Annotated in this window: 20 protein-coding genes and 1 pseudogene; 12 read left to right on the forward strand and 9 right to left on the reverse strand. The window is 65.7% G+C overall.

The window, feature by feature from the left end; translation table 11 throughout:
• Window positions 1–33: 33 nt before the first annotated feature.
• From NN4_RS20855 to NN4_RS20865, 3 genes and pseudogenes are all read left to right on the forward strand, one after another.
• Entirely contained in the window at window positions 34–732 is a 699-nt protein-coding gene (locus tag NN4_RS20855; protein ID WP_147133889.1) for a DUF3558 family protein, read from the forward strand.
• Window positions 733–957: 225 nt separating this feature from the next.
• Complete coding sequence (locus NN4_RS20860) at window positions 958–1,509, forward strand: chorismate--pyruvate lyase family protein (RefSeq protein ID WP_147133892.1); 552 nt, start codon at window positions 958–960, stop codon at window positions 1,507–1,509.
• 85 nt (window positions 1,510–1,594) lie between these two features.
• A pseudogene (locus NN4_RS20865) lies at window positions 1,595–1,762 on the forward strand (DUF255 domain-containing protein); the annotation flags it as partial.
• 30 nt (window positions 1,763–1,792) lie between these two features.
• Here NN4_RS20865 and NN4_RS46775 read toward each other — a convergent pair.
• Both NN4_RS46775 and NN4_RS20875 read right to left on the reverse strand, forming a co-directional pair.
• Window positions 1,793–2,722 (reverse strand): very short patch repair endonuclease, encoded by a 930-nt coding sequence (locus NN4_RS46775; RefSeq protein WP_308633331.1) that lies wholly within the window; start codon window positions 2,720–2,722, stop codon window positions 1,793–1,795.
• Window positions 2,649–4,019: a DNA cytosine methyltransferase gene (locus NN4_RS20875; protein WP_222595120.1), complete on the reverse strand. Its 1,371-nt coding sequence runs from the start codon at window positions 4,017–4,019 to the stop codon at window positions 2,649–2,651. The genes NN4_RS46775 and NN4_RS20875 overlap by 74 nt, the downstream gene beginning before the upstream one ends.
• A gap of 231 nt (window positions 4,020–4,250) precedes the next feature.
• Here NN4_RS20875 and NN4_RS20880 point away from each other — a divergent pair, with 231 nt between their 5' ends.
• The 3 genes from NN4_RS20880 (at window position 4,251) to NN4_RS20890 (ending at window position 8,363) form a co-directional block, all read left to right on the forward strand.
• Window positions 4,251–4,997: a GIY-YIG nuclease family protein gene (locus tag NN4_RS20880; RefSeq protein WP_147133898.1), complete on the forward strand. Its 747-nt coding sequence runs from the start codon at window positions 4,251–4,253 to the stop codon at window positions 4,995–4,997.
• A 230-nt stretch (window positions 4,998–5,227) separates the two neighbouring features.
• Window positions 5,228–5,998, forward strand: a complete 771-nt coding sequence (locus NN4_RS20885) for a hypothetical protein (protein WP_186818538.1) — start codon at window positions 5,228–5,230, stop codon at window positions 5,996–5,998.
• A gap of 316 nt (window positions 5,999–6,314) precedes the next feature.
• Window positions 6,315–8,363: a thioredoxin domain-containing protein gene (locus NN4_RS20890; protein WP_147133901.1), complete on the forward strand. Its 2,049-nt coding sequence runs from the start codon at window positions 6,315–6,317 to the stop codon at window positions 8,361–8,363.
• 10 nt (window positions 8,364–8,373) lie between these two features.
• Here the strand turns inward: NN4_RS20890 and NN4_RS20895 are convergent, their stop codons facing one another.
• Window positions 8,374–9,960, reverse strand: coding sequence for an adenylate/guanylate cyclase domain-containing protein (locus NN4_RS20895; protein ID WP_147133904.1), 1,587 nt, complete (start codon window positions 9,958–9,960; stop codon window positions 8,374–8,376).
• Window positions 9,961–10,056: 96 nt separating this feature from the next.
• The gene (gene trhA, locus NN4_RS20900; protein ID WP_147134020.1) at window positions 10,057–10,680 is read right to left on the reverse strand and encodes a PAQR family membrane homeostasis protein TrhA; all 624 of its coding nucleotides are present in this window, start codon (window positions 10,678–10,680) and stop codon (window positions 10,057–10,059) included.
• Window positions 10,681–10,894: 214 nt separating this feature from the next.
• Between trhA and NN4_RS20905 the strand changes: the two genes are divergently transcribed.
• Together NN4_RS20905 and NN4_RS20910 are read left to right on the forward strand one after the other, a co-directional pair.
• The gene (locus tag NN4_RS20905) at window positions 10,895–11,674 is read left to right on the forward strand and encodes an isoprenyl transferase (protein ID WP_147133907.1); all 780 of its coding nucleotides are present in this window, start codon (window positions 10,895–10,897) and stop codon (window positions 11,672–11,674) included.
• A 30-nt stretch (window positions 11,675–11,704) separates the two neighbouring features.
• The gene (locus tag NN4_RS20910) at window positions 11,705–12,316 is read left to right on the forward strand and encodes a hypothetical protein (protein ID WP_147133912.1); all 612 of its coding nucleotides are present in this window, start codon (window positions 11,705–11,707) and stop codon (window positions 12,314–12,316) included.
• Between the two features lie 6 nt (window positions 12,317–12,322).
• On the opposite strand, the gene coaA is transcribed toward NN4_RS20910, so the two are convergent.
• Window positions 12,323–13,255, reverse strand: coding sequence for a type I pantothenate kinase (gene coaA, locus NN4_RS20915; RefSeq protein WP_107659191.1), 933 nt, complete (start codon window positions 13,253–13,255; stop codon window positions 12,323–12,325).
• 235 nt (window positions 13,256–13,490) lie between these two features.
• Between coaA and NN4_RS20920 the strand changes: the two genes are divergently transcribed.
• Window positions 13,491–14,687 (forward strand): DUF885 domain-containing protein, encoded by a 1,197-nt coding sequence (locus NN4_RS20920; protein ID WP_147133929.1) that lies wholly within the window; start codon window positions 13,491–13,493, stop codon window positions 14,685–14,687.
• Window positions 14,688–15,003: 316 nt separating this feature from the next.
• Here NN4_RS20920 and NN4_RS20925 read toward each other — a convergent pair whose 3' ends face one another.
• Complete coding sequence (locus NN4_RS20925) at window positions 15,004–15,453, reverse strand: nitroreductase family deazaflavin-dependent oxidoreductase (protein ID WP_135233228.1); 450 nt, start codon at window positions 15,451–15,453, stop codon at window positions 15,004–15,006.
• A gap of 18 nt (window positions 15,454–15,471) precedes the next feature.
• A complete protein-coding gene (locus tag NN4_RS20930; RefSeq protein WP_147133932.1) occupies window positions 15,472–15,930 on the reverse strand; it encodes a PaaI family thioesterase in 459 nt (152 codons plus the stop codon).
• Between the two features lie 95 nt (window positions 15,931–16,025).
• On the opposite strand from NN4_RS20930, the gene NN4_RS20935 reads away from it, so the two are divergent.
• The 3 genes from NN4_RS20935 (at window position 16,026) to NN4_RS20945 (ending at window position 19,001) form a co-directional block, all read left to right on the forward strand.
• Window positions 16,026–16,658 (forward strand): TetR/AcrR family transcriptional regulator, encoded by a 633-nt coding sequence (locus tag NN4_RS20935; RefSeq protein WP_147133935.1) that lies wholly within the window; start codon window positions 16,026–16,028, stop codon window positions 16,656–16,658.
• Between the two features lie 9 nt (window positions 16,659–16,667).
• Window positions 16,668–17,963 (forward strand): serine hydroxymethyltransferase, encoded by a 1,296-nt coding sequence (glyA, locus tag NN4_RS20940; protein ID WP_147133938.1) that lies wholly within the window; start codon window positions 16,668–16,670, stop codon window positions 17,961–17,963.
• Window positions 17,964–18,230: 267 nt separating this feature from the next.
• Window positions 18,231–19,001, forward strand: coding sequence for an SGNH/GDSL hydrolase family protein (locus tag NN4_RS20945; protein ID WP_186818539.1), 771 nt, complete (start codon window positions 18,231–18,233; stop codon window positions 18,999–19,001).
• A gap of 55 nt (window positions 19,002–19,056) precedes the next feature.
• On the opposite strand, the gene NN4_RS20950 is transcribed toward NN4_RS20945, so the two are convergent.
• On the reverse strand, window positions 19,057–19,800 hold the full coding sequence (locus NN4_RS20950) for an ESX secretion-associated protein EspG (protein WP_147133944.1): 744 nt from the start codon (window positions 19,798–19,800) through the stop codon (window positions 19,057–19,059).
• The gene (locus NN4_RS20955) at window positions 19,797–21,017 is read right to left on the reverse strand and encodes a hypothetical protein (RefSeq protein ID WP_147133947.1); all 1,221 of its coding nucleotides are present in this window, start codon (window positions 21,015–21,017) and stop codon (window positions 19,797–19,799) included. The genes NN4_RS20950 and NN4_RS20955 overlap by 4 nt, the downstream gene beginning before the upstream one ends.
• Window positions 21,018–21,026: the final 9 nt, after the last annotated feature.

Genomic DNA, 21,026 nt, shown 5'->3' on the forward strand with positions numbered 1-21,026 from the left:
TGGGGAAATCCCTTGGCAGTGAGGAACTTCGAGATGTTCACAAGGAATACCGCCCGCAGTGTCGCGGCACTGGCCTGTGGGGCGGCCATGCTGCTCGCCGGCTGTGATGCCAACTCCGCGGATACTGCGCCGAAGCCCGGCGCGACCGCCTCGGCGACAAGCGCCCCCGCGGTGCCCGCGCCGGTTCCGGGGGACGCCGGCGCACCTGCTCCTGCACCTGCGCCCGGCCAGGCACCCGCACCTGCACAAGCGCCTGCACCCGCACCTGCGGCGACCGCTGCACCCGAGAGCCCACCCAAGGTCGAACAGCCTGTGGCAGGCGCACTCTGGGACCCCTGCTCACTCCCGGAATCCAAGATCTCCGCCGCCGCACTGGACACTTCCACTAAGAAGCGGCTGACCCACCCCAATCACCCAACGTGGCAAATGTGCCAGTGGCAAGCCATCGACCGATCCTTCGAATTGGTGATCGGCACCTCCGACCGCACCATCGACGACCTACTCGAACCCGGAACATTCCAAGACCTCCGCCAAACCGAATACTACGGCCGCCAGGTAGTCCTCTACCGCTCAGTCCAAGACACCCACAAACGAACCTGCAACGTCGGCACCCCCGCCCCCTTCGGCAGCACCGAACTCGCAGTACGCACCACCAAGATCCAAACCGACGCCTTCGACTCCTGCGCCGACGTACAGCGCATGGGCGCCGCCCTACTCACCTCACTGCCCTGACCCCGGCACCGAACACGCGCGCCCGCTACTGAGCGCGGACAGGGGGCCCAGCGGAGGTAAACCGTTGGGCCATCGTCTGATCCGGGTTGCCGCCAGTAGCCGTTCGCTGTTGCTGCTCGGCAGTGGTGCCCCGGCGGGGGATGGGTGGATCGAATTCCCTACGGTCCTCGTGATGCCGGCATTCCTGGCAGTCTCTACCGATCTGCTGCTCCGAGGAGTCGTGTCATGAAGATTCCAACCCCGTTGTCGCCGGCGAGCGCTATTCCTGTCACGGATTTCGCCGACCCGTGTACCCGTGCTCTGCTGGCGAACAACGGCACCACCACACTCCTGCTGGAGGCCGCCCTGCGCACCTCGGTCACCGTCGTGGTCCACGACCAATACCTGCAGAGCGCAGGCGAATTGCCGCCGGAGGTCGGTCGGGCCCTGCAGCTGCAGGGGCAGCACAGAGTACTGGTGCGGCACTCGATCCTGATGACGCCTGACCAGCGCCCGGTCTCCTGCAACCGGGCAATCATCGCTGCGGCACTCGATAGTCCGCTTTCCGCTCTCGGCGACGACCGGCACACGCCACTCGGCCGGACCCTGCTGTCGGCCGGTGTCGAACAGTATCGACAAGTTCTGACCACCGGTCACCATCCGTGGCCCCTCGCCGCCGAGTTCCGGGCCGCCGCGGGCAAGACCTACCTCGTCGGTATCGACGGCCGACCTCGGCTGCACCTGACCGAGACCTACAATCCGGACCTGTTCTCGGCCGATCTGGACCCGGTCACCTGACGGGACGATCGGCCGCAGTGCCGCGCATCCCCGGCGGATCTACCACCTACCGACCTGTGCATCGTGATTGTGAGACGGTGGAGTCATGAATCGGCTCGGGAACGCGACCTCTCCGTACCTGCGGCAGCATGCGGACAATCCGGTGCATTGGCAAGAGTGGGATGCGGCGGCGCTGGGGGAGGCGCGGGAGCGCGATGTGCCGATTTTGTTGTCGGTGGGGTATGCGTCGTCTCACTGGTGCCAGATGATGTCTCGAGGCTAAAACTCGTCCGCACAACATCTTTCAGTAGACCGAGTCGCCTTCTTGCCTTGTCTGGTTGCGGAGGGCGGGCACATTGGGCGTATGTGCCGCTTGCTGCCGCGTTTGCGCTGCGCGCCGCTCTTGAAGGAGTTGTTCAATGAGATTAGCTGCTTTCCCGACATCTTCGTGTTCCCAGACTCGTACGACTGCCCAGCCTGCCTCGATCAATCGACCGGTGGTTTCGTGGTCGCGTGCCTGATTGCCGACGATTTTTTCCCGCCAGAACTGCTCGTTTCTCGTAGCGGACCGGTAGTGGTCTGGGCATCCATGCCAGAAGCACCCGTCGACGAACACCGCGACTCGGTCACTGTGGAACACAAGATCTGCCCGCCGTCGGAATTCTGGTATCGGTCGAGAGTCAACCCTGTAGCGCAGGCCGCGCTGGTGTAGCAGGCGCCGAAGAGCCAGTTCAGGGGTTGTGTTCTTACTTCGGTTTCCCTGCATAGAGGCTCGGACTGCCTTAGATGAGGCGGTCGAATCCGGCGGAAGCGGTGCCTCGGTCAGAAGACCTCGTTCCCTCGCACGACGCCAGGCGGCCGCGAGGTTTTTGCCGCGAGTCTCATGCTCGACTTCACAGATGTATCGCTCGATAGTCCTCCCGCCCTGAGACCATCTGAGATATGCGCGGACGCGACGTGTCCTTCGGTAGAGTCGGAGACTAACTGAAGCGCGCGCTAAACGTCCGTTGCCGAGAACTATCGTGCGACGTTGCCGCCCGCCAGCCGCCCGATCCTGCTCAATCGCCGGGACCGCCGCATCGATGCGCCTTTTGTAAGCTTGTTCCGGCGGTAGCCGGTCCTTCCAACGTCCCGTATCGCGCGGGCTGGTCCGCATGTGCTTAATGTCCCACAGATGCGAGTGCGTCCGCCACGGCTCGAGCGAAAAACTCCCCCAGGGCGACTGGCACGGCATTGCCGAGTTGTCGCATCTGTTCACCCCGAGGTCCAGATCCACGCCAGTCGTCAGGAAACGTCATCACTCGCGCTGTCTCACGAACTGTCATGTACCGATGCTTGTAGCTCTGGCCGTCCTTCTCTCGTTCGTCCAGAAGCATTACCGACTCACCTCCAGGCACGCCGTGCACGCCTGCTTTCACGGTCTTAGCGGGACGATCCAATTCATTCGGGGTGTGCCCTTTATAGATTCGCGCACCTGGCCATCCGATATGATCAGATATCCCCTTCGACTCTCCAAAATTGAACTTCTCATGGAGTCGGCTCAAGTCGACTGGTGGCAGGGCGGGAAGGGGTATCTTTGAATCTGTGCCAAAACCTTGAATCGCATCTCGCAACGTGCGGAACGGCTTGAGGTCATCATCCTTGATGATTTTTGGTATACGGTCCTGTACTTTTCGGCGCACATGTAGGGGAACCTCGTGGCGCTGCCAGTAGGGTCCGTCATCTTTACGCATCGAACGGAACAACGCCGCCTCTGAGTACTGAGGGGTGCCTACATATTTCTCAAAAGCGTGAACGTCGACGCGGAGATCCGCTCGGAAGGCCACCAGAACGACGCGGTTACGGACTTGAGGGACGCCGTATTCGGCAGCATTTACCGCAACCTTCACGACCTTGTAGTGTTCCGAGTCTTCGTCGTCGGCAATATTGGGCTGTCGAAGGATTTTGGTCAGCCTACTATTGTGGTCCTGCCACCGGTCCTCGGGATCCCTCTGCTCAAAGGGAAGCCTGAGCTCATTCTGTATGTACTCGAAATATTCGGCGAACGACGGCCGAAGTAGTCCCCGGACGTTCTCGCAGATCACCGCCTTCGGTCTAATTTGACGGACTGCCTCGAACATCGCGGGAAACATATTTCGTTTGTCCTCGTCACCCTTGGCGACCCCCCCGGCGCTGAACGGCTGGCAGGGCGGGCCACCGGCAAGCACCGCGACTTTGCCGCACAGGGCGGACATGTCGAGATCCTGGACATCTCCGGGATATAGTGGCGCCGGCTGGCCTGGTTCCGGGGGGACAGGGCGGACGCGTTCGACCGAGCCCATGGGGCGGGCATCGTGAATGCGCTCGATGCCATCCATACCCAAGGTCTTCGGATCGCTGCGTTCCAGAGTCTCGCACGCCCGACTGTTGAACTCGTTGAACAGCAGTGGGCGGAAACCGGCTCGATGGACCCCCATCGCCAGCCCGCCCCCACCAGCAAAAAGCTCCACACTCGTACGTAGGGGGGTGGCTTCACTTTGCTGCTCAGGCATGCGGGAACCATACCGCGGGGCATGCTCGAACGCACGTGCGACACGGCGAGTCGATCGCGTTCTGCGGATCTGTGGTCCGGATAGGCGGCGCCGCCCGTTTCCCGATGCGTTAGCGTCTCGGATGAGTCCTCCATCCTTGAGCCGCCGGGTACGCTCATCGGTCGAGAAGGCAATCACGTATGGGAGGGCGCAAGTCGGGTGTCGGAGAGTGGTGAATTCAGGCTCAGCATCATGAGGGCGCTGGGGGACCAGCTGGCGGACGGGCTACGAAGATTGACGCCAGCACCCCTCGATATGACTAGAATCGGGAAATTAGAGGCCCGTCCGGGTGTCTACCAGCTTTACGAAGGTGGCTGTCTCGTATACGTAGGTAAAGCTGATAAATCTCTACCCCAGCGGCTGACTAAACACTATGTAAAGCTGACGGCACGGCTGGCCCTGGGGCCTATGACCTTTACATGTCTCTATGTCGATGAGGATTTGCACGCGGTCGCGCCTGAGCGTCTGTTGATTCAACGCCAGAAGGATCAAGGGCTTGCTCAATGGAACTTTAATGGATTCGGAAGTAATGATCCAGGGAGGAATAGAGATGAAACGCTCTTCGAGTCGAACCATTTCGACTCCCTTCATCCTGCGGATTTGGCTCACGTATGCAAGGGCCTCAGGGCTAACGTATACAGAGCTGATCTGCTGCTAAAGCAGATCAAAGCCGTTCTGCCCTATCTGTTCCGCTATGAGTCAGCGAGTTTCCACAGACAGGTTGAGGTCCGAGTTGACCACGACGATCCGACGGCAGATGAGCTCTTCGCCGCCGTGGGTATCGCCATCAACAAAGCGGATCCCAAGTGGCGGATCACGGCACTGCCGGGGTATGTGATCATGTACCCGAAGCCAGGACCGTATCCCAGCGCGCGTAGGCAGTATCCAGCTCCCGTGAAGCCGAATACCGCTGGGCGGGTAGACATTTCGTGGGCATGATACGAGCGGAAGGTGGCGTCGGGCGTCGATCGCTAGTAGATTCTGCCAAAATGGTGCGTCATTGGTGATCGACCAGTATCCGCCGGAGGGCGGGATCAAACGTATCCGGAGAGGGCAGGGCAGCTGACCGTGTTAGCGGCTGTTTCACATGGACGAGCACGTGCCGCGAGCGGCGGGAGCTCGTATATTTACTTTAGCAACTCGTATACTCTTAGACAACAAGGAGCCTAGTGACTACGGCGGTGCTCGCGCCTTGCTTGCAGGACAGTGTGAATCGATACGCGCGTGCGCTAATCGTACCGTCGCGGCTACTCGCCCTACATCCCAGGAAGGCTGGTGGGGCGGGTAATGCCGCTGCCCTGGCACCGGCGATCGTGCTCGGCGTGATCTCGGCATTCGAAGGGTTTGTGGAGGACTTTTCCGCGACAGCTTTCCACCTGCAAGGGCGAAGCTTCGGGCAAATAGTCAAGAAGGTGAACTTTAGTAACCCCGACGTTGAGCAATTTGAAGCTCTAGTCAAGAAAGAGTTTCCAATCCTAGCACCAATGATCGGAGACGACTTCTCGGTTGACGTCTGGGATCCACCCGAAGTCGGCACCCGGCTGTGGGAGCCCGCGCGGGTCGGCTGGCCTCAAGCCCGACACACTGCTGGAGGCTGGATGCAGGTGCGGCACTGCTTGGCTCACGGGCTCGCCAGTGGCTGGCAGAGTGAGGTGTGGCCCGGCCCGGTGAAAGCGAACGCGACACCCGCTTCAGCGGTCCTGAAGCCTATGAAAGATGGCAAACACTCACTCGTCCTTCATGGGGCGATTACTTGCGCGCGGGTCTACAGGGCGGCCGCTGAGCATCTCGGAAGACTCATAGCGGCCCAGGTGGGTGAGACGACTTCGTGGTCTAAACTGCCAGATTTTCCGATGTATAAGACCTCATTGGAAGAGTATTTGGCCGCCAACCCGCCAAGGGGGAATGAAGACAATCCAGGAGTCCTCACCTCCGAGTAAATTTCCGCGTCGATACACTCATCTGAGTTTGTACCAGTGCATTAAAGCTCGTCGGTAAAATTGAGAAACCCCTGTTCCGAAAGGCGCATCAGACTGGAGAGTGTTCCCCACCGCAGGAGGTACCGGCTGCATTCTATGCAGCGTTCGAATGCGCCGTGCCACATGGCATCCGGATGTGAACGACAGTGACGGTGGAGTTCCTTCGGCTGCTGACGATCCCGACGCCCGAGCGAGACGCTCGCCTGTAACGGGTGCAAAATGGCAGTATGGAGAGTCTTGCCGCGCCGACGCCGGGGCGCTGTGGCACGGTGGAGTCATGAATCGGCTCGGGAACGCGACCTCTCCGTACCTGCGGCAGCATGCGGACAATCCGGTGCATTGGCAAGAGTGGGATGCGGCGGCGCTGGGGGAGGCGCGGGAGCGCGATGTGCCGATTTTGTTGTCGGTGGGGTACGCGAGCTGTCACTGGTGTCATGTGATGGCGCACGAGTCGTTCGAGGATGTCGCTACTGCGGAGTTGATGAATGCGAACTTCGTGTGTGTGAAGGTGGATCGGGAGGAACGGCCTGATCTGGACGCGGTGTACATGAATGCGACCGTGGCGATGACGGGGCAGGGGGGCTGGCCGATGACGTGCTTCCTCACGCCGAAGGGGGAGCCGTTCTACTGCGGTACGTATTACCCGAAGTTGCCGCGGGGTGGGATGCCGTCGTTCACGCAGTTGCTCACCGCGATCACCGAGACTTGGCAGCAGCGGCGCGATGAGGTGCACAAGGCGTCGGCGCAGGTGACCGAGGCGCTGCGGGCGCAGGCCGGGGGGTTGCCGGACTCGGATCTCACGCTCAGTGCGGAGCTGCTCGATCATGCGGTGGCGGCGGTGCTGCGGGATGAGGATCCCGAGCATGCGGGATTCGGTGGGGCGCCGAAGTTTCCGCCGTCGGCGTTGCTGGAGGGTTTGCTGCGCAGTTGGGAACGGACCCGTGATCCGGCTGTTCTCGCGGCGGTGACTCGGACGGCCGATGCTATGGCGCGGGGTGGGATCTACGACCAGTTGCGCGGGGGTTTCGCGCGTTACTCTGTCGATCCGGCCTGGGTGATACCGCATTTCGAGAAGATGTTGTACGACAATGCCCAATTGCTGCGTGCCTATGGGCATTTGGCTCGGCGCGCGCCGGTTGACGAGCCGGGGTCGTTGGCGCGCCGGGTCACTCGGGAAACCGTGCAGTTCCTGCTCGATGACCTGGGGACCGAGCACGGCGGCTTTGCCTCTGCCCTCGACGCGGACACCCACCTCGAACCCGGCCAGCCCGGTGTGGAGGGGGCGACCTACGTCTGGACACCAGCCGAGCTGGTCGGCGAACTCGGGCCGATCGACGGTGCCTGGGCCGCAGAGTTTTTCGGCGTGAGCACCGCGGGAAACTTCGAGCAGGGCACCTCGGTGCTCACCCGATACACCGATCCCGCGCCTGCCGATACCGATCGGCTCGAGCAAGTCCGCGCCGCGCTGTGCAAGGCGCGTGACAGCCGTCCGCAACCGGACCGCGACGACAAGGTGGTCACCGCCTGGAACGGAATGGCCATAACGGCATTGGCGGAAGCGGGAGCCGCACTCGGCGCGGCTGACTGGGTGTCCGCCGCAGTCCGCTGCGCCCGATTCCTGTTGTCCGAGCACGTGGTCGACGGCCGGGTGCGCCGCGCCTCGCTCAACGGTGTCGCGGGTGCGTCGCCCGGCGTGCTGGAGGACTACGCATGGCTCGTCACCGGTCTGCTGGCCCTGCATCAGGCCACCGGCGAACTCGATTGGCTCGATGAGGCACAACGGTTGCTGGACACGGCAATCCAGCACTTCGCCGACCCGAACATCCCGGGCAGCTGGTTCGATACCGCCGACGATGCCGAAATCCTGGTCACCCGTCCCCGTGATCCCATCGACGGTGCCACCCCCGCCGGTGCGTCCTCGCTCGCCGAGGCGCTGCTCACCGCGGCCGCGGTCAGCGAGGCGGACCGAGCCGTCCCGTACTTCGCGCTGGCCGAACAAACCCTGCAGCGCGGCGCCGTCGTCCTGGCACGCGCGCCGCGGTCGGCGGGCCAGTGGCTCACGGTCGCCGAGGCCGCGCTCCGCGGTCCCCTTCAGGTCGCCATCGCCGCCGAAGCTCCGGGCGAGTCCAGTGCACTGCTCGCCGCCGCTCGTGCCGCGGCACCTGGCGGCACGATAGTCATTGCCGCCCCGCCGAACTCGGTTCCCCTGCTGGCCGACCGACCGCTGGTGCACGGCGAGCCTGCCGCCTACGTCTGCCGCGGCTCGGTCTGTGACTTGCCGGTATCCACCGTCGCCGAGCTGCAGGAAGCCTTGGCACGGCCGTAGCGGCGCGGCGTCAGTCGGTTTCCGTTGCGGCGGTACGAACCTCGACGACCGCGCTGCGCTCGATCGTCGGGTCGGCGGTCCCGGACGGTGCCATGTCGGCCCCCGGTACGGCGGCGGCCGGGTGGTCCAGATCGGTCCAGCATGCGGTCGGCTTCTTCATGCCGCGCAGCAGGATCGTCTCGTAGAGCGTCCATTTCGTGCGCTCGTGCTCCGCAGCGGCCTCGATGACCGCGCCGCTCACCAGAATTCGGTGTGGCACCTCTTTGGCCTCGGTGGTGAGCCTGGCCGCCTCGTTGACCGCATCACCGATAACGGTGTACTCCAACCGAGTGTCGGTGCCGACATCGCCCGCGAACACCCGACCGTGCGCGACACCGATGCCGATATCGAGTTCACCGGCCGCGACCACCTCGTCCCGGATCCGTCGAGCCGCGCGCAAAGCAGGAGTCGCGTTGTCCCGCAGGGCGATCGGTGCGCCGAAGATACACAGCGCGGCATCACCCTCGAACTTGTTGACCAGCCCGTTGTTCTCCTCTGTCGCCGTCACAACGGTCGCGAGCAACCGATTGAGCTTGGCGACGAACTCCTCGGGCGGCAACCCGGTGGACAGTTCGACCGAGCCGGTCACGTCGACGAACAGCGCGGTCACCACCCGCACGTCACCGGTCAGATCCACCCCGCCGGCCAGCGCGCGCTCGGCCACCTCGGTGCCGACGTGCCTGCCGAAAAGGTCCCGCATCCGTTGGCGCTCACGCAGATTGGCGACCAGCTCGTTGACCGAGTTCTCCAGCCGCCCGATCTCGCTGGTGCTGCCCACCGGGACGCGCACATCGAGGTCGCCCCGGGTGATGCGGTCCAGCGCCCGGCGCAAGGTGCGCATCGGCGTGGCCACCGCACGGGCCAGGAAGGCGGTGGCCAGCGCGCCGACCCCGAGGCCGACCACCGAGAGGTAGATGGCGGTGCGCACCCGGTCGGACGGGTCGGCCACCGGATTGGCCAGCACCACGATCAGCATCAGCAGCGGCAATGCCGCCGCGACCGCCCAGCTCACCACCACCCGGACCAGCACCGACGAACTCCAGTGCATGGTGGGTCCGAGCACCGCAGCCACGATCGGAATGGTCGGCCGGATCAGCCGATCGACGATGAGGAACGTGATCCCTACCGATTCGAACCCGCCGAAGGTGAACAGGGCCGCCATCACCGCGGGATCGTTGTCCGGCGTCAGCCGCATCAGCATCACCGTGGCGACGATGACACCGGTGATCCATACCACGAACGCGCGTGCGGTGATGGTGATCGGCAGCCGGAGCAGCTGCCGCGCCTCCTCCTCGGTCGGTTTCCGCCCTTGATCGAGCCAGCCGAAATGCGAGGAGCGGTCCCGGATGGCGAGCGCGACCCCGGCCACGAAGCCGATCGAGGGATAGATACCCACCAGCGCGGTGGAGCGGATCCAGTCGGGGCCGAGCCTGCTGAGCGAGCCGCTGAGCCACAGCTCGGTGATGATGACGGCCAGACCGCTGAGATTGGCGGTGATCACCACCGCCGCCAGCCCCGCGCGGGCTTTGAGGGCCCAGATGACCAGCCGGGCGATCATGGCGTTCGCACGCGCACGACGGCCCGTCCGGGCAGCGCGACGCTGCGAACGGCAGTGACTAGGAACACGATCGAGCAGCTTAGCCGTTGGTGCTGGTCACCGGAGGACGACGAGCCAGACCGCCACATAGTGGGTGAGCGCAGCGAGCACGGTCGCGGCATGGAAGAACTCGTGATGACCGAAAACGGTCGGCCACGGGTTGGGCCACTTCGTGGCGTAGAGGATCGCGCCACCGCTGTAGAGCAGCCCGCCGACCAGCAGCAGGATCAGCGGCGCGATGCCGATCTGGGTGTTCAGCTGCCCGGCGACCGGCACGATCGCCCAGCCGAGCAGCAGGTAGAGCGGCACGCCGACCCAGACGGGGGCGGTGGGCCACAACAGTTTCAAGGCGACACCCGCCAGCGCGCCTGCCCATACCACTAGGAGCAGCGTCTGTCCGGTGCGGCCGGGCAGACCGAGCAGTGCGAACGGTGTGTAGCTGCCCGCGATGAACAGGAAGATCATCGAGTGATCCGCGCGCTTCATCCGGATCCGGGCCTGCGGTGTCGGCCAGGTCACCCGGTGATAGATGGCACTGATGCCGAACAGCCCGCATACCGTCAGCCCGTAGATGGCGGTGGACCAGCCTGCCGTCGCGGAGAGGGTGGCGGCCCTGGCGACCAGCACGATCGCGGCGATCGCCGCGATGCCGACCGCCCAGGTGTGGATCCAGCCACGCATCCTGGGTTTGAGCAGCGCGTCGGGCGCCGACTCGGCGGCTGACCCCGATCCTTCGGTCACTCCGGTGTCTGCCGCACCGACCGATTCGGACACGAGTTACCTCCTGGTTGAACTCACCGGTAACCTACGGAACCGTAGGTTTCGGCTCTTCGTCACTGTACCGGGAGCATCCGGTCGCTGCCGGGATCGTGCCGGTGGGGCGTAGGGTGGCCGCGTGGAGCTTCCGGTTCAGGTGCGGGGTTTGCCGTATCGCATCTACGAAGCCCGGCTCATGAAGCAGCTGGCCGGCAAACAACATCCCCGACACGTCGCGGTGATGTGTGATGGTAATCGGCGGTGGGCCCGGGAAAACGGATTCACCGATGTGAGCCACGGACATCGGGTCGGCGCCGTGAAGATCGCCGAGCTGGTCGGCTGGTGTCAGGCCGAGGGCATCGAGATGGTCACCGTCTACCTGCTCTCCACCGAGAACCTGCAGCGCGACCCCGACGAGCTGGAGACGCTGTTCGAGGTGATCACCGACGTGGTCGAGGAACTCTCGGCGCCGGAAGAGAATTGGAGCGTGCGGATCGTCGGCTCGCTCGACGGGTTCCCGGAGCTGATCGCGAAGCGCATGCGCACCGCCGCCGAACGCACCGAGGGCCGCGACGGGGTGCACGTGAACGTGGCCATCGGCTACGGCGGCAGGCAGGAGATCACCGACGCGGTGCGCTCGCTCGTCCGCCAGGAGATCGCCGCGGGGGAGACCGGCGAGGATCTCGTGCAGTCGATCACCGTGAACGCCATCGGCCAGCACCTCTACACCTCCGGTCAACCGGACCCGGACCTGGTCATCCGCACCTCCGGAGAACAGCGACTCTCCGGATTCCTGCTGTGGCAGAGCGCATACTCGGAGATATGGTTCACCGAGGCATACTGGCCGGAATTCCGGCGTGTGGACTTCCTGCGGGCACTGCGCGACTTCGCGGCACGGCACCGCCGCTTCGGGATCTGACGCCCGCCTCGAAACATCACGGGGCGCGTCATGAGTGAGCTCGACAGCCGCTCCGGCGGACAACAGGCACCCGCCAAGTCGAACGAGCCGGTGCCCTACATCAGCTACGAGGAGTTCGGCAGGCGGTTCCTCGAATACGCCGCCACCGAACAGCGCATCCTCGGGGCCTTCGACCAGTTGACCGGCGCCGCCTTCGATTTCGGCCCGATCGGGGTCGGCCCAGGCCGGCTGGCCAAGGCGAGCGCGCAGGTGCAGCTCGGTCAGGCCCAGGTGCGCCGCGATCTCGACGAGGTGATCTCCTTCGCGCTGAAGATCCCGTTGAGCGTCGACATGCTCATCGACCTCGCGCTGGACAAGCACCGCTTCGAGGTGGACGGCCACATCCATTTGCAGCTGATCGTGCGCGCCGCCGAACCGCTGCGCGTGGTCATCGACATCGCTACTCCGCGCTCCAGCGACGTGCGGATCAATGTCGCCACCGACACCATTCGCGGGCAACTGCTGCGCATCCTCGCCAGCGTCGACCAGGAGATCCGGCGATTCATTGCCCGCTATATCGCCAAGGAGATCGACAAACCGCACATTGCCGCGGCCCGCGATATCAATGTGGCGAAACGCCTCGACGAAGCCTGGAAATTGTAAGCGGGATCACAATTTACGCAGGCGCAGTCTATTGATGCTGTGGTCGGCGTCCTTGCGTAAGACCAGGGTGGCGCGCGGCCGGGTCGGCAGAATGTTCTCCACCAGATTCGGGCGGTTGGTGTTGTTCCAGATCTCCTGGGCCGCGCCGGTCGCCTGGTCGTCGGTGAAGGCGGCGTAGTGGTGGAAATGCGCGTTCGGGTCAGCGAACGCGGTCTTGCGCAGCGCGAGAAACCGTTGCACGTACCAGTTCTCGATGTCCTCGATGCGGGCGTCGACGTAGATGGAGAAGTCGAACAGATCCGAGACCATCAGCCGCGGCCCGGTCTGCAGCACGTTCAAGCCCTCGACGATGAGAATGTCGGGTTGGTGCACGCAGTGGAACTTGCCGGGCACGATGTCGTAGGAGATGTGCGAATACACCGGCGCGCACACCTCGGCCGCGCCGGATTTCACCTCGGTGACGAATCGCAGCAGCTTGCGGCGGTCGTAGCTCTCCGGGAACCCCTTGCGGTGCATGATGCCGCGACGGGTGAGTTCGGCGGTGGGATAGAGGAATCCGTCGGTGGTGACCAGATCGACGCGCGGATGGTGGTCCCAGCGGGCCAGCAGCGCCTGCAGCACGCGGGCGGTGGTGGACTTGCCGACCGCGACGCTGCCCGCGACACCGATCACGAACGGCACCTGCTGATCGGGGTGGGTCTCGCCGAGGAAGGTCGCGGTCGCGGCGAAGAGCCGCTGGCGCGCGGCGACCTGGAGATGGATGAGTCGAGCGAGCGGCAGATAGACCTCCGCTACTTCTTCGAGGTCGATCTGTTCGCCGAGACCGCGCAGGCCCCGCAGTTCTTCCTCGGTGAGCACCAGGGGAGTCGACTTTCGCAGTGTGCGCCACTGTTTCCGGTCGAATTCCACATACGGACTGGGCTCGCTCATTCGTCCCACTTACCCGACGCTCCAGTTCGGCAAACGCGTACACATACCGTGCCGGCTCCGTGTGATTCGGTCTAACTCTCGCCGCATAACCGAATTCTGCTCTGCCTCAACAGCGTGCGAAAAGCGGGGTACCGATAAGGGCCTATCCGGGACGATGCCGACGGCTTTCACCCGGGCGAGGACGGGGCGGCCGCACGCGATTATGCCGCGCGCGGGCGCCCGCTGAGCGACTAATGTCGGGCGGATGGCAGCGCATCCACTGGTGACCGAGTACCTGCGGCTCGGCTTGGCCTTCGACCGGCTCGAGGACGGATTCGTCGACGCGTACACCGGCGATCCGGCGCTGCGTCGTGACGTGCAGAACGCCCCCGCGCCGGAGCCGAGGCAGCTGGCCCGCCGGGCCGCCGAGCTACGCGCCGAGTTGCCCGAGGCCGGGCTGAGCGCGGAGCGCACCGAATTCCTCGACGTGCACCTGCGCGCGCTGGAATGCTCCGGCCGCAAGTTCGCGGGGGACGACATCGGTTTCGTGGACGAGGTCCGCGCCTACTTCGACGTGGACATCGCGCCGGGCGACGTCGAGGACTACCGGGACGCGCACCGGCAGATGGACGAGGTGCTGGCCGGGGACGGCTCGCTGGCCGAACGGATGGCAGCGCACCGCAAAGCCGACGAGATCCCGCCGGAGCGGCTGCCCGCCTGCGTCGAAGCCTTCTCCAGCGCGCTGCGTGAACTGGTCCGCGAGCGCTATCCACTGCCCGACCACGAACACGTCACCTACGAGGTGGTCGGCGACAAGCCCTGGTCCGGTTTCAACTACTACCTCGGCAACTTCCACTCCCGCGTCGCGATCAACTCCGACCTCAAGCAGCACATGACCCATCTACCGACCCTGATCGCGCACGAGTCGTATCCGGGGCACCACACCGAGCACTGCCGCAAGGAGGCCGGGCTCGTCGCCGCAGGCCAGGCCGAGCAGACCCTGTTCCTGGTGAACACGCCCCAGTGCCTGATGGCCGAGGGCCTGGCCGACCTGGCCCTGCATTCCATCGTCGGTCCCGGCTGGGGCAAGTGGGCCCAGGAGATCTACGCAGACCTCGGCCTGCGCTTCGATGGTGAACGCGCGGAGCGACTTTCGACCGCGGCGGCCGGGTTGATCAGCGTCCGGCAGGATGCGGCCCTGCTGCTGCACGATCGACACCGCAGCGAGGACGAGGTCGCCGAGTTCCTGCAGACCTGGAGCCTGGTCACCCCGATCCGCGCCCGCCAGTCGTTGCGTTTCCTGTCCTCGCCGCTCTGGCGCGCCTACATCTCCACCTATGTGGAGGGCTACCGACTGCTCGGCGACTGGCTCGACCGCGCCATCGACGCGGACGAGCGCGCCGATCGCTTCCGTCGCCTGCTCGACGAACCACTGACACCGGGCGCGGTGCGCCGCGGCTGATCCGGAACGGATTCGCCCCCGCTGCCGGGCAGTGGCAACGGGGGCGAATCTTCGGCGCGTACCGCGACGGTCTTACTGGATGACCGCGCAGTTGGTGCCGGAGGAGATGGAACACATGATGAAGGCGAGCTGACGGAGCAGGCCTTCGAGCGGGTTGGTGGGAACCGCGATCAGACTGAGCATATAAACAACCTCGTGATGTTGAGATGGACAACCTCACGAGGTAAACCGGTCGGGTTCGGGCGCCTGTTACGGCTCCGTGTGCCCCGGAATCCGGTGTCGGGAGAAGCATTGCCGACGGAGTGGCAGCGTTGCTTCAGGCGTCGGCAAAGGTGATGCGCACCGAGATCGGGTCGCTTTCCAGCGCTTTCATGGTCCATTCCGCGGCGGACTCGGGCACGCGGCCCTTGGCGAAACTACGGGCGCGGGCGACCACGTCGTCGTCGGGGACGAAGGCGGCGGTGCCGGTGTACCAGCGTTTGCCTTGGCGCAGTCGAACTTTCGGATCCGCGACGATATTGCGGGCCCAGCCGGAGCGGCGGCCGTGCTGCGAGATGAGCCAGGCGCCCTGCTCGTCTATCGAGACGGTGACCGGAACGCGGCGCGGCTGACCGGTTTTCGCACCGGTGGTCTCCAACTCCGCGAGCAGCGCGGAGCGGATGCCGAGGCGGTCGAGCAGGCCCACCGCGGGGTTCGCCAGATAGCGGCCGACGAGGCGTTCGCGCCGGAACTTGCGAACGGCGGCGCTGGTGCTGCGTTCACGCATGGCGGTACTCCTTGTGTCTCAACGGTTTCCACGGAAGATGACGCAGGTGGTGGTGGCGTGCGCGACCAGGCGGCCCTGCTCGTCGACGACCCGGCCCTCCGCCGTCGCGGTGGTGCGGCCGACGTGGATGGTGGTGCCGGTGGCGGTGAGCCGCTGGCCGTCGGTGGGCACGGCGCGGATGTAGTTGATCTTCAGCTCCAGCGTGGAGTAACCGACGCCCGCCTCGAGCGTCGAGTGCACCGCGCAGCCCATCACCGAGTCCAGCAGGGTGGCACAGATGCCGCCGTGCGTGGTGCCGAGCGGGTTGGCGAAGTCGGGACGGGTGCGCAGCGCGAACACCACCTTGCCCTGCTCGAGCAGGTCCACCTCCATGCCGAGCAGGTCGCCGATGAACGGCGGCCGCCCCTCCATCGTCATCGCGGTCCGGAGCAGCTCCAGACCGGACAGTTGCGCCAGATCAAGCGTGGTTTCCGACATTGATTCGTCCTTTCGGTGAACCGATCGGTCCACATCTGTCATGATTGGAGCATGAACCGATCGGTTCACGCAAGCAGGTACCGGAGGGAGCTGGCATGACCGGCCCACGCGCGCGGCTGATCGAGAGCGCCATCGAACTGGTGCGTGTACAGGGCGTGCACGCGGCGGGCCTGACCGCGCTGCTCGACCGGAGCAAGGCCTCACGCAACTCGCTCTACCAGCACTTTCCGTCCGGAAAGAGCGAGCTGGTCGCCACCGCGACCACCATCGCCGGTGCTCGCCTCACGACCGTGATCGAGAAGATCACCGCGTCCCGGTCGCCCGATCGGTGGCTGGAGTCGCTGATCGGCTGGTGGGTCACCACGTTGCAGGCCAGCGCGTACCGCGCCGGCTGCCCGATCGTCGGCGCGGCGCTCGCCGAATCCGAGCCCGACATCCAAGCCGCGGCAGGCGCGGCCTTCGCCGACTGGCACGACAAACTCGGGGCAGGCTTCGCCGCCGCGGGCATACCTGACGCGGAAGCGAAGTCCTTCGCCAGTTTCGTGATCAGCGCGATGGAGGGCGCCATCGTGCAGTCGCGCGCGGTGAAGTCGACCCAGCCGCTGACCGACGCGCAAAAGCACCTCTCGGTTCTGCTCGACCACTACCTCCCGGCCCCGGCCGAAGGCGATGGCGCGGTCGCGACATCGGGCGAACCCCGTGCCGAACAGCACAGCGGCGGCCAATAGACTGAGGCCGTGACGCAGACGACGGCCTCGGTCAATACTCAGTCTCTCGGTGAGCTCGATCCGGAGCTCGCCGCCGCGATGGCGGGTGAACTCGCCCGCGAACGAGACACGCTCGAGATGATCGCCTCGGAGAATTTCGTGCCGCGCGCGGTGCTGCAGGCGCAGGGCAGCGTGCTCACCAACAAGTACGCCGAGGGTTACCCCGGTCGGCGCTACTACGGCGGTTGCGAGCACGTCGACGTCGTCGAGACCCTCGCCCGCGACCGCGTCAAGGAACTCTTCGGCGCCGAATTCGCCAATGTGCAGCCGCATTCCGGCGCGCAGGCGAACGCCGCCGTGCTGATGGCGCTGATGAACCCCGGCGACCGGCTGCTCGGCCTCGACCTCGCGCACGGCGGGCACCTGACCCACGGCATGCGGCTGAACTTCTCCGGCAAGCTGTACGAGACGCACTTCTACGGCGTCAGCAAAGAAGACCACCGCATCGACATGGACGAGGTGCGCAAGACCGCGCTCGACGCCCGGCCGAAGGTGATCGTGGCAGGCTGGTCGGCCTACCCGCGCCAGCAGGACTTCGCCGCGTTCCGCTCGATCGCCGACGAGGTGGGTGCCTACCTGTGGGTGGACATGGCGCACTTCGCCGGTCTGGTCGCGGCCGGCCTGCATCCCTCGCCGGTGCCGCACGCCGACGTGGTGTCCTCCACCGTGCACAAGACCCTCGGCGGTCCGCGCTCCGGCGTGATCCTGGCCAAGCAGGAGTTCGCCAAGAAGCTGAACAGCGCGGTCTTCCCCGGCCAGCAGGGCGGGCCGCTCATGCACGCCATCGCCGCCAAGGCCGTTGCCTTCAAGATCGCCGCGGGCAGTGAGTTCAAGGAGCGCCAGGAGCGCACCCTGTCCGGCGCCAAGATCCTGGCGGAGCGGCTCACCGCCGACGACGTCAAGAACAAGGGCGTCAGCGTGCTCACCGGCGGCACCGACGTGCATCTGGTGCTCGTCGACCTGCGCAACTCCGAGCTCGACGGCCAGCAGGGCGAGGATCTGCTGCACGAAATCGGCATCACGGTGAACCGCAACGCCGTTCCGTTCGACCCGCGCCCGCCGATGGTCACCTCCGGCCTGCGCATCGGCACCGCCGCGCTGGCCACCCGTGGCTTCGGCGACACCGAGTTCACCGAGGTCGCCGACATCATCGGCACCGCGCTCGCCGGTACCTCCGATGTCGAGACCTTGCGCGGCCGGGTGACCAAGCTCGCCCAGAGCGTTCCGCTGTACGACGGGCTGGAGGACTGGCGCCTGCTCGGCTGAGTCCCCGCGAATCAATGCACAGCACAGGCTCGTACTTCCGGTCATATCCGCCGGAGGTGCGAGCCTGAGCCATCTGCACGCTCGAATACCTGGAGCCGTCTTTGCACGTGCCGCGTCGAAATCGTTCGTCTGCGTGTCGTCGCGGAGCAGCGGCGAGCGGTCCCGCTAGGGTTTGCGCAGATCACCCCTCGTCGCAGGGTTGGCGGCGCAGTCTGAAGTTGTGCGGTTGCTCAGGTAGGTGACTCGACTCGACGCGGAGGCAACCTGGTGGTCGGCAGGCTGGTGTACCGGGTGGTCTGCGTGCTGACGGTGCTGGCGGTGGGTGCTTCACCTACCGCGGCCGGGGAATCGTCCGGCGTTTATGTGTCCGTCGGGGAGTCCAGCGCGGCGGGGCCTTTCATCGCCGTTCAGCTCGACCCGCTCGGCTGCTTTCGTTCCGACCACAACTATGCGCACCTGGCCGCCGAAGCGCTCGGGCTGACGTTGCGTGACCCGGCGTGTTCTGGCGCGAAAATCGCGAACATGTATGTGGCACAGCCTGTTCCGTTCGGTGGCTCGAACAGTCCGCAGATCGACGCGGTGACCGAGGACGTGACGATCGTGTCGGTCGATTTCGGCGTCAACGACTACGCCGACGACGGCTGGACCGCCACCGCCCTCGCGCCGAAAATATCCGCACTGCTGGACGATATCCGCGGTCGCGCACCGCGGGCCGAGATCTTCGTGATGGGCAAGATTCAGCGGATCCGCGCGGGCGGCTGCTTCCCCGCGGTGCCCTTGCTCCCCGCGCAAGCCGACCAAATCTTCGTCGGCATCGAGGCTGTCAACGCGGTACTGGCCGCACGGGCCGCCGCCCATGACGCAATCTTCGTCGACGTCTACCCGGCGAGCGTCGGCCATGACGCCTGTGCCCCGGAAGAAATCCGTTGGGTCGAAGGCATATTCCCGAGCTCGCCCGCACAACCGTTGCACGCCAACGCCGTCGGTCACCAGCACGAAGCACAGCTGCTCACCGCCGCGATTCGCGACAACAGCTGACCGGGCGAGCGGCGTCGGCCCGCCGGCATTCCGATGCGCTCGTCGGCGGCCGCATTCAGGCCGATTCCATTCTGGTCCTGGCGCGGACGATCGCCTCGTCCAGATATCGGATGATGTCGGCGCTGGTGCCGGGGCGGAGCATCAAGGCGCGGTTGGCCGGGACCTCGTAGTATCGGCCGTCGGCGGCATCTATCCAGCGGAGGCGGCCGGTGCGCAGCGGTTCGGCGTTGCGTGGGCCGAGCAGGACCGTCGCTGCGCCTCGGGTGGTACAGGGCTGGCGCCAGAAGCGGCGGTAGCGTTCCTTCACCTCGCTGGCCTCGGCGTTGCCGAAGAGGTCGGGGCGTTCATCGGTGAGATCGTCCAGCAGAAACGACTTTTCGCCGGTGGTGCCCGCGCCGGTGTTCGGTAGCAGGCGCACCAGCTCGGACGCGAGTTGCTCGATTCGGCAGCGGCGCAACTGAACCCGGCCGCCGGTGGGGGCGGGTGTCTGCTGCGCGATCACGCCGGCTCCGCCACGGGTGGCGCAGCCGATCGCGCGCAGCTCGACGCCGTCGCGGGAGTTGTCGTAGCCGAAAAGCTCGATGCGCCAATCGGGTCGGGCGAGCACGGTGAGGGCACGCGCGAGCGGGAGGCGTTCCGGGCGGGCCAGCTCGTCCCGGAATTCCTGCTGGTAGGTCTGGTATTCGCGTAGGCCGGGGAAGCGGCTGGTGAAGCGGAACGGAAAAGGTAAGCGGTCGAGGCCGGTGCCGAACCAGGCCGCCGCGAACTGCTCAGCGGACAGCGACCACTGTGCCGTCATTTCTCGCCGATCACCGGCGGCACAGTCTTCTCCCTTTCTCCCAGTAGTTCTTTGGCGTGCTCGGCGGTGCGCAGGTAGCCGGGGGACTTGTGTTCGTCGTCGTCCTCGCCTCGGCTGCGCGCTCCGGGCGGAAACATGCCGGGATAGCCCGCTACACCCGGGGTGCCCGGTCGGCTGGGGGTGGCGGCGGGTTGTGGGCCGGCGGCACCGGTGGTGGTGGCCGGTGGTGCGGGGCGTGAGGTGCCGGGCTGGGCTTCGCTGCGCGGACTCGCCGAAGTGCTGGGGCTCGCGGAGGTGCTGGGGTTGGCGGAGGTGCTCGGCGTGCCCGTCCTGCTCGGAGTTCCGTTGGCCGCGGCAGCCGCGACCGTCGTCGGGGTGGACGGGAGCGTGCTGGTGGGGAACGCCGAGGTGATCGGACTCGCCGTGCTGGCCGGGGTGGCGATCGGGGAGTTCGGGGTGGACGCGGCCGTCGTTGTCGAAGCCGGGGTGGTCGGCGCACCGTTGTTGCCCTGCTCCGGCGAAACCGCCTGCGGAGTGGTCTCTTCCGATGTGGGCTCGGTTTCGGGCGTACCGGCTTCGGTGGGGTCGGCGGCCTCGGCTGTCGCGGCCTGCTTGCCGGAATCCCCGGTGCCCGAGCCGTTCTCGGCGGGACTCGTGCTCGTGCCGGGGGTGGTACCGGGGTCGATACTGCTGTCACCGCCGGGCGTCGGTATGGAGATCGGGCTGATCGGCGGCGGCAGTGTCGGAATGGCGGGGGCGGTGGTCCCGTACGGCTGGATGTACTGGGTGGTCATCTCGTCGCGGGCCTGCTCTTCGCTCGAGTTTCGCAACTCGGCTCCGCGGGGATTGGTCGAAGTGTCCACCACGTCGGGCACCGACATCTTGAACTTCGCGGCCGCACTCGCCGCCTGCGACAGGGGCGTGCTCTGCGCGTTGAGCGTCTCGCCGAACTCGCCGACCCTGGTCGCGTAGTCCCGGATGCCGCGCACCGCATTGTCGGCCGCCGCACCCTCCCAATGCTGTTCGACCGCCTGCTTGATGGCCGTCTCGAATTGGTGACCGGCATTCGTCACCGCCGCCGCGATCTTCGACCAGGCGTCGAACGCGCTGCCGAGCCCGGCCGGGTTCATCTCGTCGGCCGCCTGCTTGATCTCGGCGTGCGTGAAGCTCTGCGCGTTCTCGGGATTGGTGATCGCGCGGCCGTCGGTCTGTCTCATGATCGCTCC

It is taken from the genome of Nocardia ninae NBRC 108245 (genome assembly GCF_007990755.1).
In the GTDB taxonomy this organism is placed as follows: Bacteria; Actinomycetota; Actinomycetes; order Mycobacteriales; family Mycobacteriaceae; genus Nocardia; species Nocardia ninae.